Raw genomic sequence first — 14,208 nt, 5'->3', positions numbered from 1 at the left:
TTGGCGAGTCGTGGGTGGAACGGTCCGGTGGTCACGTCGCGAACGCCCAGCGTTGGTTGACGGCGCCGGTGCAGGTCCACAGGAGCACCGCGGTGCCGTTCGCGGTCAGGTTGCGGTCGACGTCGAGACAGAGACCGGACTGCGCGCCGCGTACGGTGCCGTCCGCGTTGCGGGTCCAGCGCTGGTTGGCCCCGCCGTTGCAGTCCCAGATCTGCGCTCTGGCCCCGGCCGTGGCGTTGAGCGGGGCGTCCAGGCACTTGCCCAACGCCCGGAGGGTCTGGCCGTCGAACGTCCACCGCTGGTTGGCCCCGCCGTTGCAGTCCCAGATGACGGGCTGCGTGCCGTTGGTCGTGTTGCCCTGCGGCACGTCGAGGCACCTGCCCGACCCGGCGCCGACAAGGGTGCCCGTGTTGGACGGCGTGGTCCCGCCGCCGGACACCCGGTAGACGACGGTCCCGTGTGCCGGCACCGTCGCACTGATCGCGCCGGTCGTGCTCGTGGTCGCGTCGGTCCACGCGTCCCGCAGGGTGAACGAGGACCCGGTCTTACCCACTGCCGCGGCAGTGGTCGAGATGGTGGCCGCCGACCCGCTCTGGTTGAACAGGGCGACGGCAACGTCCCCGTTCGCCAGGCGTTTGGCCAACACCCGGCGCGTGCTGTCGCCACTGATCTGGCGGGCCTGGAGCCCCAGGGAATCCTGGTTGATCCCGATCAGGTTCTGGTTCTTGAGGATCGTCTGCGTCGCGGAGGTCATCGACCGCACGTCGTTGCCCGCGATCAGCGGCGACGCCAGCATGGCCCACAGCGCGAAGTGGCTGCGCATCTCGGTGTCGGACATCCCACCGCGGCCGACCTCGAGCATGTCCGGGTCGTTGAAGCCGCCCGGACCGGCGTAGTCGGCCAGGGGGACGGTGACGTTGACGATGTTCTGGATCCCCATCGGGTATCCGTTGCTCTGCCCGGTGTCCCAGGCGTTGGTGATGTCCTCGGTCGTGCGCCAGAGGTTCGCCACGTCGCTCCAGTTGCGCAACGGTCCCGTCTTCGCGTGGATGCTGTTGGGATTGATGCTGTAGACGATCGGCCGGCCCGTGGCGGCCAGCGCGTCGCGCATCTTGGCGAACGTGGCCACCTGGTCCTGGATGGTCCCGTTGGGCGAGCACCAGTCGTACTTGAGGTAGTCGACGCCCCAGGCGGCGAACTGCCGCGCGTCCTGCGCCTCGTGCCCCTGGCTCCCGGTCGCGCCCGGATAGGCGCCGAAGTACTGCGCGCAGGTCTTGTCGACCGGCACCTGGTAGAGCCCGAACTTCAGTCCCCGGGCGTGCAGGTAGTCGCCGAGCGCCCGCATGCCGCTCGGGAAGCGGGTCGGGTCGCCTTGCAGGTTGCCGGCGGAGTCGCGGTTGGGGTTGAACCAGCAGTCGTCGACCACCACGTACTGGTAGCCGAGGTCGCGCATACCGCTCGCGACGAGCGCGTCGGCGGTCTGCCGGATCAGTGACTCGTTGATGTTGCAGCCGAAGTTGTTCCAGCTGTTCCAGCCCATGGGTGGCACGCGGGCCACGCCGTTGGCCAGCGCCGTGGCGGAGGGCGCCCGCAGGACCACGGCCGCTCCCCCCACGAGCAGGCCGGCCAGCACGACGGCCCCGAGCGCGGCCAACCGGCGGTGTCGTCTCATCAGGTCCCCCTCAGCCGACCCGCACGAGCTGCCACTGCTGGTTGGCGCCGCCCCAGTCGGCGTACTGCACGACGGCGCCGCCGTCCGCCGTCGACGCGCCCTGCACCTCGACGGCCTTACCGCTGTGCCGGCTGATCAGCCGCACGTAGCCACTCGAGTCGGCGAGCCGGAACTGCTGGTTGGTCCCGTTGACGTCGCTCCACTGGACGATGGCGCCACCGTCGGCGGTGGAGAAGTTGTAGACGTCGAGCACCTTGCCGGAGTGTCGCGAGCGGACCCGGTAGTAGCCGCCGCCGGAGTCGACGAACTGCCACTGCTGGTTGGCCCCGTCGTTGCGGGCCCACTGAGCGATCCGGGCGCCGTCGTTGGTGGCGAGGTTGTAGACGTCGAGCGCCTTGCCGCTGTTGCGGTTGACGACCACGTACCAGGCGGTGGTGTCGACCGGACCGGACGGGTTCGGGTTGCCGCCGCCGGCGTTCAGCGCGTTGAGCACGGCGTCGTACGCGGCCTTCTTGTTGCCGGACCGGTCGAACAGGAGCGGGTTGTCGTTGCCGCGCCAGGAGTCGCTGTCGCGCACACCCCAGACCGTGATGCCGGTGCACCGGGCGACGGCGAGGCAGGCCCGCGTCACCTGGGCGTAGGCGTTGGCCTGGTTGCCGCCCTGGGCGATGTCGAGCTCGGTGATCTGCACGTCGACACCGAGGTCGGCGAACCGCTGCAGGTTGGCCTGGTAGTCACCGGGCACCGTCGTGCCGAGGTGCGACTGGAAGCCGACGCAGTCGATCGGCACGCCGCGGGCCTTGAAGTCGCGGACCATGTTGTAGATGCCGGTCGACTTCGCGTTGATCCCGTCGGTGTTGTAGTCGTTGTAGCAGAGTTTCGCGCCCGGGTCGGCCGCGCGCGCGGTGCGGAAGGCGACCTCGATCCAGTCGTTCCCGGTGCGCTGCAGGTTGGAGTCGCGCCGGCCACCGCTGCCGCCGTCGGCGAACGCCTCGTTGACCACGTCCCAGGAGTGGATCCGGCCGCGGTAGTTCGCGGCGACACGGGTGACGTGGTTGACCATCGCGTTGCGCAGCGCGGTGCCGGAGAGGCTCTGCGCCCAGCCGGGTTGCTGCGCGTGCCACAGCAGCGCGTGTCCGCGTACCAGCATGCCGTTGGCCTGTGCGTGGTTGACGATCCGATCGGCGTTGCCGAAGGTGAACTGGCCCTGCTGCGGCTCGGTGGCGTCCCACTTCATCTCGTTCTCGGGAGTCACCGAGTTGAACTCGCGGTTGAGGATGCCGACGAACTGGCTGTCGGAGAGCTTGAAGGCCGGGATCGCGGCGCCGTAGTAGCGGCCCTTCTCCGCCGCCGACGCGCCGAGCGTGGTGCCGGCGGCGGCTGGTCCGGCGGGGACGAGAGCGGCGAGCACGGCCAACGCCGCGGCCAGCAGAGACACGGCGAGGCGGAACGGACGGGCACGGGGGGTCGCGTGTCGCATGGGACGGGTTCCTTTCCGGGGGTGGACCGGCGATCTCAGATGTGAGCGCTCACATGGTTACGCGGAGCAATCGGTCGAAATAAAGATGATTGAGTGCGCCGGCTATCGGGTCCGTTGCCCGGACGAACCCTTCCGACGTTAATCGCGTGCCCTCATCGCACTGTGACTTATCGATGCGCGGGACGTCAAGATGTAACCTACCGGCAACGGATTCGAGGGCTAGGCTCGCGAGGTGGAGATGCGCGCCTCCGGTGTGGACGTCACGGAGCTGGTCACCGCGGCGCGCTCCGGCGACCACGCCGCGCGCGACGAGCTCGTCGTGCGGTTCCTGCCGCTGGTCTACACCGTGGTCGGCCGGGCGCTGCGGGGCGATCCGGATCTCGACGACGTCGTGCAGGAGACGATGCTGCGGGCCGTACGCGATCTGCCAGCTCTGCGCGAGCCTGCCAGCTTCCGGTCGTGGCTGCTGGCGATCACCGTCCGCCAGGTCGGCACGCACCTGCACCGCCGCGGGATCGCCGAACGCCGCACCGTGCCGCTGGCCGACGCCGCCGACCTGCCCGACCCGGACGCCGACGTGGACGACCGGACGATGTTGCACGTAGCCCTCACCGGTCAACGCCGGCAGGTGGCCCGGGCCAGCCGCTGGCTCGACCCGGCGGACCGGATGCTGGTCTCGCTGTGGTGGCTCGAGCAGGCGGGCCAGCTCACCCGGGCGGAGCTGACGGAGGCGGCCGGCCTGTCCGCCGCCCACGCGGGTGTTCGGCTCCAGCGCGCACGCCAGCAACTCGAGGTGAGCCGGGCCGTGGTCGTCGCCTTGGACGCGCGGCCACGGTGCGCGATCTTGCGCGCGGCCTGCGCCGGCTGGAACGGGGTCCCGGGACCGTTGTGGCGCAAGCGCCTGAGCCGGCACGTGCGGTCCTGCCCGGCGTGCCGCGGCACGACGGCGGGCCTGATTCCCACCGATCGGCTGCTCCCGGCCGCACTGCTGCCGGTGCCCGCGGTCGTGACGGCCGCGACCCTCGGCAAGGTCCAGGCGGCGCCGGCCGGCGTCGTCGCGTCGCCGGGCCGCGCGCTGTTGGGCAAGCTCGCCGGCACCGTCAGCACGCGTCCCGCCCTGACGCTGCTGGCGGCCGGCGTGATCGCCGCGGGTGCGGCCCTGTTGGTGCCACAGTCGTCGCCCGAACCGACGCCGCCGGCGCCGACCGTGGCCGCTCCTCCTGCCCCGTCGCCGAACGCCGCCGGACTCCCACCCGGACCCGTCTCGCTCGAGTCGGTTGATCGACCCGGCCGGTACGCGGCCATCGCCGCGAGCGTCGGGGTGCTGGTCCCGGTCGACGAGGCCGGCGGGCAGTCGGCGGCGTTCGACGTGACGCCGGGCCTGGCCGATCCCGACTGCTTCACGCTGCGGGCCCGCGACGGCCGCTACCTGCGGCACATGTCCTGGCGGGTGCGGTTGAGCTGGCCGGACGGCAGCGCCCTGTTCCGCGGCGACGCCACGTTCTGCGCCCGCCCGGGCGTGGCGCCGGGCTCGGTCGCCCTCGAGTCCGCCAACTACCCGGGTTGGCATCTCCGCCACCGGCATGGGGAGCTCTGGGTCGATCTGGTCCCCGTCGGCGCCGACTCCTCCTTCCGCGTCCGGGCCGCCCTGCGGTGACCCGCGCGGCGGCCATGCGACCAGCGCGGGCCCGTCGATATAACAGAAAAGCGCGCTTCAGTTTCCTCCACCGGACCACTTGATATCCGCCGAAATAATCTGGCAACATCGTCACACCTCGATGAGGGCATAAATCTCCCACACCAAGAATTGGCTGTGCCCACTGCCTGATGACTGGTGTGAGCGCTAACAACGCGGTCCCGTGCCGCGGCGCTGGCGCATGCCCGGAGTCCATCTCGGAAGGAGCTCGGATGAGAACTCGGGCGTGGCGGCGCCGACTGGCTGCCGTGATCGTGACAGCGCTGGCCAGCGGGGTGCTGCTCGGTCTCGGCGCGACCGGCGCCGCGGCGGCGACGGTGGACACCAGCGCGTGGTACGTGCTGGTCAACCGGAACAGCGGCAAGGCACTCGACGTCTACAACCTCGCGACCACCGACGGGGCGCGGATCACGCAGTGGGCCCGCAACGACGGCGCCAACCAGCAGTGGCAGTTCGTGGACTCCGGCGGCGGCTACTACCGGTTGAAGTCACGGCACTCGGGCAAGGTGCTCGACGTCTACAACCGCTCGACCGCCGACGGCGCGGCCGTCGTGCAGTGGGCCGACGGCAACGGTGCCAACCAGCAGTTCCGGCTCGCCGACTCGGCCGGCGGCTACGTCCGGCTCGTCAACCGCAACAGCGGCAAGGTGGTCGAGGTGCAGAACGCGTCGACGTCCGACGGCGCCAACGTCGTGCAGTACGCCGACTGGGGCGGCGCCAACCAGCAATGGCAGCTCGTCCAGGTCGGCTCGTCGGGCGGCACCGGGACCTACACCAACCCGGTGGTGTGGCAGGACTTCGCCGACGGCGACATCATCCGGGTGGGCGACGCCTACTACTACTCGGCTTCCACCATGCACTACTCCCCCGGCGCGCCGATCCTGCGTTCCTACGACCTGGTCAACTGGGAGTACGCCGGCCACTCGGTGCCCAGTCTCGACTTCGGCTCCAACGCGTACAACCTCACCGGCGGCCGTGCCTACGTGAAGGGCATCTGGGCCTCGACGCTGAACTACCGGCGCAGCAACAGCACCTACTACTGGATCGGCTGCGTCGAGTTCAACCGCACCTACGTCTACACCGCCGCGGCGGTCGACGGGGCCTGGCAGAAGCGGGCACAGATCAACAACTGCTACTACGACGCCGGGCTGCTGGTCGACGACAACGACACGATGTACGTCGCCTACGGCAACGGCACGATCAGTGTCGCCCAGCTCTCGGCCGACGGCTTCAGCCAGGTGCGGGCACAGCAGGTGTTCCAGACCCCGTCGAGCGTCGGCACCCTCGAAGGTGCCCGTTTCTACAAGCGGAACGGCAGCTACTACATCTGGCTGACCCGGCCCGCCAACGGGCAGTACGTGCTCAAGTCGAGCAGCCCGTTCGGCCCGTACGAGATGCGCCAGGTCCTGCTCGACATGCCCGGCCCGATCGCCGGCGGCGGCGTGCCGCACCAGGGCGGCCTCGTCCAGACGCAGAACGGTGACTGGTACTACATGGCCTTCGTCGACGCGTACCCCGGCGGCCGGATGCCGGCCCTCGCGCCGATCTCGTGGAGCGCCGACGGCTGGCCGACGGTCCAGACCGTCAACGGCGCGTGGGGCACCACCTATCCCAAGCCGAACATCCCCGCGTCGGGACGCACCGTGCAACCGATGACCGGCGCCGACACGTTCGGCGCCACGACGCTCGGGCATCGCTGGGAGTGGAACCACAACCCCGACAACAGCAGGTGGTCGGCGGGCGACGGCCTGCGGCTGCAGACCGCGACGGTCACCAACGACCTGTACGCGGCCCGGAACACGCTGACGCACCGCATCCAGGGGCCGTCGTCCACCGCGACCATCGAGCTCGACTACTCCACCATGGCCGACGGCGACCGAGCGGGCCTGGCCATGCTGCGCGACTCGTCGGCGTGGATCGGCGTCCGCCGGGACAGCGGGGCGACCCGCGTCGTCATGGCCAACAACCTGACGATGAACAGCAGTTGGAACACCACGAGCACCGGCACGGAACAGGCCGGAGTGCCGGTGTCGGGCGGCCGGATCTGGCTGCGGGTGAATGCCGACATCCGCCCCGGGTCCGGTCGCCAGGCCCGCTTCTCCTACAGCACCGACGGCACCACGTTCACCGGACTCGGTCCCGCGTTCACGCTCAACAACGCCTGGCAGTTCTTCATGGGCTACCGGTTCGGGATGTTCAACTACGCCACCCAGGCACTCGGCGGGTCCGTCACCGTGCGCCGCTTCGACCTCACCACACCCTGAGCGAGGAGGCCCACGTGCCAGCTCTGCCGATCAGCCGGCGTCGGATGCTGCAGGCGGCGGGCGCGACCGCGACCGTCGCCGTGACCGGCACCGGCCTGACCGACGCCGGTCCGGCCGCGGCGGCCACGCTCCCGCCCGCGCGGGCGGACATCGGTGTCGCGGCGTACCCGTTCGACCTTGGCCAGGTGCGGCTCACGTCCGGGCGCCTGCTGGACAACCAGAACCGCACGCTGAACTACCTGCGCGCCGTCAACGTGGACCGGTTGCTCTACAACTTCCGCGCCAACCACCGCCTGTCCACCAACGGCGCCGCTCCCAACGGCGGCTGGGACGCGCCCAGCTTCCCGTTCCGCAGCCACGTGCAGGGTCACTTCCTGACCGCCTGGGCGCACGCCTACGCGGTGCTCGGTGACACCGTCTGCCGGGACAAGGCCGCCTACCTGGTCGCCGAGCTGGCCCGGTGCCAGGCCAACAACGGAGCCGCCGGGTTCGCCACCGGATACCTGTCCGGCTTCCCGGAGTCCGACTTCACCGCGCTGGAGGCCCGGACGCTGTCGAACGGCAACGTGCCCTACTACTGCGTGCACAAGACGCTCGCCGGGCTGCTCGACGTCTGGCGCCACACCGGCAACACGCAGGCGCGGACCGTGCTCCTGGCGCTGGCCGGCTGGGTCGACACCCGCACCGCCCGGTTGAGCTCCAGCGCGATGCAGGCCATGCTCGGCACGGAGTTCGGCGGCATGAACGAGGTGCTCGCCGACATCTACCAGCAGACCGGCGACGCGCGGTGGCTGTCGGTGGCACAGCGGTTCGACCACGCGGCGGTGTTCAACCCACTGGCGGCGGGCCAGGACCAGCTCAACGGCCTGCACGCCAACACGCAGGTGCCCAAGTGGGTGGGCGCGGCCCGCGAGTTCAAGGCGACCGGGACCACGCGCTACCGCGACATCGCCACCAACGCCTGGAACATCACCGTTGGGGCGCACACGTACGCCATCGGCGGCAACAGCCAGGCCGAGCACTTCCGCGCGCCGAACGCCATCGCCGGGTACCTGACCAACGACACCTGCGAGCAGTGCAACACCTACAACATGCTCAAGCTGACGCGCGAGCTGTGGCTGCTCACCCCCGACCGCGTGGCCTACGTCGACTACTACGAGCGGGCCCTGCTCAACCACCTCGTCGGGGCCCAGAACCCCGCCGACGCCAACGGTCACATCACCTACTTCACCCCGCTGCGCCCGGGCGGACGTCGCGGTGTCGGGCCGGCGTGGGGCGGCGGGACCTGGAGCACCGACTACAACTCGTTCTGGTGCTGCCAGGGCACCGGTCTGGAGACCAACACGAAGCTGATGGACTCCATCTATTTCCACAACGGCAGCACGCTGACGGTGAACCTGTTCGTGCCGTCGGTGCTGACCTGGTCGCAACGGGGCGTGGTCGTCACCCAGAACACCAGCTACCCGGTCAGCGACACCACCACGCTGAGCTTGTCGGGCACGATGAGCGGCTCGTGGAGCATCCGGATCCGGATCCCCGGGTGGACGAGTGGCGCGACCGTCACGGTCAACGGCGCCCTCCAGAACGTCGCCACCACGCCGGGCACCTACGCCACCGTGACCCGCACCTGGGCCGCCGGGGACACGATCGTCGTGCGGCTGCCGATGCGGGTGACGATGCTCGCGGCCAACGACAACCCGAGCGTCGCGGCGGCGACCTACGGGCCGGTCGTCCTGTGCGGCAACTACGGCAACAGCGCCCTGACCGCCCTGCCCGCGCTGGTCCCCTCCTCCATCGCCCGTACCGGGACGGGATCTTTGGCGTTCACCGCCACCGCCAACGGGAGCACCGTCAACCTCGGCCCGTTCCAGGACGCCCACGGCTTCAACTACACCGTCTACTGGAACGTCGGCGGCGGCGCCGGCAGCCACCGCCTGCTCAATGCCGGCACCGGCCTGGTCCTGGGCGTCCAGAACATGTCCACCGCCGACGGTGGGCGGGCCGTCCAGTGGGGCGACACCGGGACCGCCGACCACAACTGGGTCGTCGTGCCGGACGGCGACGCGGTCAAGCTGCGCAACGTCCACAGTGGCAAGGTGCTCGGCGTCGAGAACATGTCGACCGCCGACAACGCCCGGGTCCTGCAGTGGGCGGACAACGGGACCGCCGACCACCGCTGGCAGCTGCTCGCCAACGGCGACGGCACCTACCGGATCCGCAACGTCAACAGCGGCAAGCTGCTGGGCATCCTCAACGGCTCCACCGCCTGGGGCGCGGAGGCCGTCCAGGAGTCCGACAACGGCACCGCCGACAACCGCTGGCGGCTGCTCGCCAACAGCTGAGCTGATGCTTGGAGATCGCATGTCTGACCTGACCCGGAGGCGAGTGCTGCAGCTCGGCGCGGCCGGCGCCGGCGCCGCGGCGCTGCCCTGGCTCGCTCGGCCCCGCCCCGCGTCCGCCGCGCCCGTCGCGGTCCGCGCGGTCAACGACCTGGCCCTCTGGTACGACGAGAGCGCCGGCACCGACTGGCTGCGGGCCCTGCCGCTCGGCAACGGGCGCCTCGGCGCGATGGTGTTCGGCAACGTCGACGTCGAGCGGCTGCAGCTCAACGAGGACACGGTCTGGGCCGGCGGGCCCTACGACTCCAGCAACACGCGGGGCGCCGCGGCGCTGCCGGAGATCCGGCGGCTGGTGTTCGCCAACCAGTGGGGCCAGGCGCAGAGCCTCGTCGACCAGGCCATGCTCGGCCGGCCGGCGGGGCAGCTGGCCTACCAGACCGTGGGCAACCTGCGGCTGACGTTCCCCAGCGGAGGCGGGGTCTCGGACTACTCCCGCCACCTGGACCTGACGACGGCGACCACCGCGGTGTCGTACCTCCAGAACGGTGTCCGGATCAACCGCGAGGCCTTCGCCAGCGCGCCGGACCAGGTGATCGCCGTGCGGCTGACCGCGGACCGGGCCGGCGCCGTCACGTTCTCGGCGCGGTTCGACAGCCCGCAGCGCACCACGGTGTCCAGTCCGGACGGTGCGACGATCGGCATCGACGGCGTCACCGGCGACATGGAGGGCGTCACCGGCCGGGTCCGCTTCCTGGCGTTGGCTCGCGCCGTCGTCACCGGCGGCAGCGCCAGCAGCTCCGGGGGCACGCTCACGGTCACCAACGCCACCAGCGTGACGCTGCTGATCTCCATCGGCACCAGCTACGTGAACCACGCCAACGTGAGCGGTGACTACCAGGGCATCGCGCGGCGACACCTCGACGCCGCCCAGGCCCGCACCTGGGACCAGCTGCGCAGCCGACACGTCGCCGACTACCAGGCTCTCTTCGGCCGGACGACGCTCGACCTGGGCCGCACGGCCGCGGCCGACCAGCCGACCGACGTGCGCATCTCGCAGCACGCCGGCACGAACGACCCCCAGTTCTCGGCGCTGCTGTTCCAGTACGGCCGTTATCTACTGATCTCGTCGTCGCGGCCCGGCACCCAGCCGGCCAACCTGCAGGGCATCTGGAACGACTCGCTGGCGCCCGCGTGGGACTCGAAATACACGATCAACGCCAACCTGCCGATGAACTACTGGCCGGCGGACACGACGAACCTGGCCGAGTGCTTCGAGCCGGTGTTCCGGATGATCAGCGACCTGACGGTGACGGGCGCCCGCACGGCCCAGGTCCAGTACGGCGCCGGCGGGTGGGTGACCCACCACAACACCGACGGCTGGCGCGGCAGCTCGGTCGTCGACGGCGCGCTGTGGGGCATGTGGCAGACCGGTGGCGCCTGGCTCGCCACGCTGATCTGGGACCACTACCGCTTCACCGACGACCTCGACTTCCTGCGCCAGTACTATCCCGCCCTCAAGGGCGCGGCCCAGTTCTTCCTCGACACGCTGGTGCCCGAGCCGACACTCGGTTACCTGGTGACCAACCCGTCGAACTCGCCGGAGCTGGCGCACCACTCCGGCGTCAGCGTCTGCGCCGGCCCCACCATGGACAACCAGATCCTGCGGGACCTGTTCAACGCCTGCGCCCAGGCCAGCCAGGTGCTCGGTGTGGACGCCGACTTCCGGACCAGGGTCCTGGCGACCCGCGACCGGCTGCCGCCCATGCGGGTCGGCGCCCGCGGCAACATCATGGAGTGGCTCTACGACTGGACCGAGCCGGAGACGAACCACCGGCACGTCTCACACCTCTACGGGCTGCACCCCAGCAACCAGATCACCAAGCGCGGCACGCCGTCGCTGTTCAACGCCGCGCGACGCACGCTCGAGCTGCGCGGTGACGACGGCACCGGCTGGTCCCTCGCCTGGAAGATCAACTACTGGGCCCGGATGGAGGAAGGCGGCCGCGCGCACGACCTCCTCCGCCTGCTGGTCACCCCGGCCCGGCTCGCGCCCAACATGTTCGACCTGCACCCGCCGTTCCAGATCGACGGCAACTTCGGCGCCACGTCGGGCATCGCCGAGATGCTGCTGCAGAGCCACGCCGGCGAGCTGCACGTGTTGCCGGCGCTGCCGGCCGCCTGGCCGACCGGCAGCGTGCAGGGGCTCCGTGGCCGCGGTGGCTACACCGTGGGCATCACCTGGACCGCCGGCCAGGCGACCGAGGTCCTCATCCGGGCCGACCGCGCCGGCACCGTCAACGTCCGCGGCCGGGTCTTCACCGGCGCGTTCCAGGTCACCTCCGACGGCGCGGCCGTTCCGGTCACCCGACCGGAGGGCGACGTCATCGCCATTCCGGTTCTGGCCGGCCGGACCTACCGGGTGACCGCGGCGGCCCAGCCGCCCGTCTCGGGGACCGCGGTGCTCTACCCCGACGTGAACTACGCGGGCGCCGGGGCGGCGCTCGCGGTCGGCGACTACCCGGCCGCACAGCTGCGGGCCGCCGGCATCGGGCCGCGAGCGACCTCATCGCTGCGGGTGACAGCCGGGTACCAGGTCGTCGGCTACGCCAACGACAACCTCACCGGCACCAGCTGGACCTTTCCGACGGACAACGCCGACCTGCGGACCACCGGCAACAACGACGCGATCGCCTCGGCGCGGGTCACGTTCGCCCCGTCCCGCTACGTGCGGCTCGTCAACGTCACCAACGGCCTGGTGGTCGACAGCGGTGGCGCCGTGACGTCGGGAGCGAACCTGGTGCTGTGGGCCTCGAACTCCAGCACCAACACGCAGTGGCAGCTGGTCGAGCTGGGCAGCGGCTACTACCGCATCGTCAACCGGGCCAACGGCATGGTCGTCGACGGGTGGGGCGCCACCGCGAATGGATCGCCCGCCCGCCAGGCGGCCTGGAACGGCGGCGCCAACCAGCAATGGCAGCTCGTCCACCTCGGCGACGGCCGCTTCCGGATCGCCAACCGGACCACCGGCCTGGCCCTCGACAGCGGCGGCAACGTCGCGTCCGGGTCGACGCTGAAACAGTGGCCCTGGGACGGCAGCACCAATCTGCAATGGAGGGTGACCTTTGTCTAGGGCGCCTTCCATTGACGTGGTGGGACCATGAACGACGTCGCCTCGCCTGCTGCGTCGACGCTCCGCCATGGGCTTCGGCTACGGGGGCGACATGAGCTACGCGATCGCGTGTGCCCGGGCCGACCTATTCCGCGCGGTCGCCGTGTAGGCCGGTGCGCAGCTGAGCGGATGCGGCGGGGGCACGCAGCCATCGCCTACTTCGGAATCCACGGGACCTCCGACAACGTCCTGCCCATCTCCAATGAGACGGTCGCTGCGCGACACGTTCGTGCGCGACCACGGTTGCGCGCGCAGACCCCCGGGCAGCGGGTCACACGTCACCACCGCCTGCTCGTGCGCAACGGGGTACCCGGTGCAGGGGCCGCGTTCGACGGAGGACACGGGCCGGGCCCGGTGGACGGCTGCTCCGGCTGTGGGACGGCGCGCGGACCTGGACCAACGGCGAGGCGTGAAGGTTCTTCGCACAGTTCGGCGGCAGCACGCCGGCACCGGACCGGCTGCAGATCTGGGACTGCCACGCGGCGCCACCAGCGCTGGATGTTCAACGGCGACTGCACGATCAGCAGCGGCCAGACCGGCTTGTCCTGGACGTCAACGGCGGCGCCACCGACAACGGCTCGGCAGTCATCCTGTGGACCTGCCACGGCGGCGCCAACCAACGCCGGGCCAGACTCTAGAAGATCTATTCCAAGGCCGGGGTCGGCGGGTAGCGGCGTGTCGCGTCCGCCACGCCGCTATGGGCACGACCGGTGGAGATCTAGGTAAAAGAATGCTGCCATAGCGACATTTCTTTACCTGGATCGACGGGTGGGTAAGGGAGCTGGACATCGAAGAGCTCTCGCTCACCGTGGTGCCGTGCGTGCGGGCCTGCTCCTGATACCGCCGACTCGGCGACGGTGCTGCCCGGTGCGGCGACCGTGACCCACCCCACCCAGCGACCGTGCCCGGGCGGGCGGCGGCGGTGGCAGTTGGTGGTTGGGGGAGCCCCGCCGAGGCCGATACCCGCAGGGGTGCGGCGCAAAGGGGGGCCAGGCAAGGGGCGGTTCCGCAGGGGCTCGAGGGCCGGTCGACACCAGTCTCGTTGATCCTGTGCGCGGGATCCGGTAAGCACGAGGGCCGGTGGACGATCGTGTGCATCAGGTCGGTGCGGCACGCCGTCAGGTTCACCGCTGCGCTGCACATGACCATGAGGACACCAACCCGGACAACAGATCCAGCCCACATGATCTTGGGTGCGCCGTTCACACGGCCGGCCACAGACCGGCCGACGACTCGAAGTAAATCGTCTAGAGGCGGTCGTCGCCCGGCCAGCGGCGCGTCGCCGCGGGCCGGGCGGCGCCGCGCCGGTCAGGCGGGCAGGCCGACGGTGATCTTCCACTCCTGGAGCTGCCGGTCCTTGGTCACGTCGTGCCGGGTGTAGGGGTCCTGCTCCACCAGCGCCTGCGCCGCCGCCAGGTCGTCGGCGACCAGCACGATGACGCCGCCGCTGAGGTCGGCGAGGGGGCCCGCGAGCAGGAGCGCGCCGTCGGCCTTGAGCTTGGCGAGGTGCTCCAGGTGGTCGGGGCGGCGCTCGGCGCGCAGCGGGGTGTCGTTGTAGCCGTACGTCAGGAGGAAGTGGGCCATCGGG

Annotated in this window: 7 protein-coding genes; 4 read left to right on the top strand and 3 right to left on the bottom strand. The window is 70.6% G+C overall.

From position 1 onward, the window contains the following. Window positions 1–31 precede the first annotated feature (31 nt). Both O7635_RS26100 and O7635_RS26095 read right to left on the bottom strand, forming a co-directional pair. Window positions 32–1,672, bottom strand: coding sequence for a ricin-type beta-trefoil lectin domain protein (locus O7635_RS26100; RefSeq protein ID WP_278083110.1), 1,641 nt, complete (start codon window positions 1,670–1,672; stop codon window positions 32–34). A gap of 10 nt (window positions 1,673–1,682) precedes the next feature. Next, window positions 1,683–3,152: an endo-1,4-beta-xylanase gene (locus O7635_RS26095; RefSeq protein WP_278083109.1), complete on the bottom strand. Its 1,470-nt coding sequence runs from the start codon at window positions 3,150–3,152 to the stop codon at window positions 1,683–1,685. A 238-nt stretch (window positions 3,153–3,390) separates the two neighbouring features. Between O7635_RS26095 and O7635_RS26090 the strand changes: the two genes are divergently transcribed. From O7635_RS26090 to O7635_RS26075, 4 genes are all read left to right on the top strand, one after another. Further along, complete coding sequence (locus tag O7635_RS26090) at window positions 3,391–4,809, top strand: sigma-70 family RNA polymerase sigma factor (protein ID WP_278085575.1); 1,419 nt, start codon at window positions 3,391–3,393, stop codon at window positions 4,807–4,809. 251 nt (window positions 4,810–5,060) lie between these two features. Then, on the top strand, window positions 5,061–7,112 hold the full coding sequence (locus O7635_RS26085; RefSeq protein WP_278083108.1) for an RICIN domain-containing protein: 2,052 nt from the start codon (window positions 5,061–5,063) through the stop codon (window positions 7,110–7,112). 14 nt (window positions 7,113–7,126) lie between these two features. Beyond that, window positions 7,127–9,454 carry a beta-L-arabinofuranosidase domain-containing protein gene (locus O7635_RS26080; protein ID WP_278083107.1) on the top strand — a complete coding sequence of 776 codons (2,328 nt, stop codon included), beginning with the start codon at window positions 7,127–7,129 and terminating at the stop codon, window positions 9,452–9,454. Window positions 9,455–9,473: 19 nt separating this feature from the next. Next, window positions 9,474–12,581, top strand: coding sequence for a glycoside hydrolase N-terminal domain-containing protein (locus O7635_RS26075; protein ID WP_278083106.1), 3,108 nt, complete (start codon window positions 9,474–9,476; stop codon window positions 12,579–12,581). 1,347 nt (window positions 12,582–13,928) lie between these two features. On the opposite strand, the gene O7635_RS26065 is transcribed toward O7635_RS26075, so the two are convergent. Further along, the gene (locus O7635_RS26065) at window positions 13,929–14,204 is read right to left on the bottom strand and encodes a YciI family protein (protein WP_278083105.1); all 276 of its coding nucleotides are present in this window, start codon (window positions 14,202–14,204) and stop codon (window positions 13,929–13,931) included. Window positions 14,205–14,208 lie beyond the last annotated feature (4 nt).

The sequence above is a fragment of the Asanoa sp. WMMD1127 genome (assembly GCF_029626225.1).
In the GTDB taxonomy this organism is placed as follows: Bacteria; Actinomycetota; Actinomycetes; order Mycobacteriales; family Micromonosporaceae; genus Asanoa.
The sequence above is the reverse complement of the archived record's forward strand: the minus strand, read 5'-3'. Positions and strand labels throughout refer to the sequence as shown.

Coding starts and splice junctions, on each gene's coding strand:
- O7635_RS26075 (WP_278083106.1), top strand. CDS start 9,474: ATGTCTGACCTGACCCGGAGGCGAGTGCTGCAGCTCGGCGCGGCCGGC.
- O7635_RS26065 (WP_278083105.1), bottom strand. CDS start 14,204: ATGGCCCACTTCCTCCTGACGTACGGCTACAACGACACCCCGCTGCGC.
- O7635_RS26085 (WP_278083108.1), top strand. CDS start 5,061: ATGAGAACTCGGGCGTGGCGGCGCCGACTGGCTGCCGTGATCGTGACA.
- O7635_RS26095 (WP_278083109.1), bottom strand. CDS start 3,152: ATGCGACACGCGACCCCCCGTGCCCGTCCGTTCCGCCTCGCCGTGTCT.
- O7635_RS26100 (WP_278083110.1), bottom strand. CDS start 1,672: ATGAGACGACACCGCCGGTTGGCCGCGCTCGGGGCCGTCGTGCTGGCC.
- O7635_RS26090 (WP_278085575.1), top strand. CDS start 3,391: ATGCGCGCCTCCGGTGTGGACGTCACGGAGCTGGTCACCGCGGCGCGC.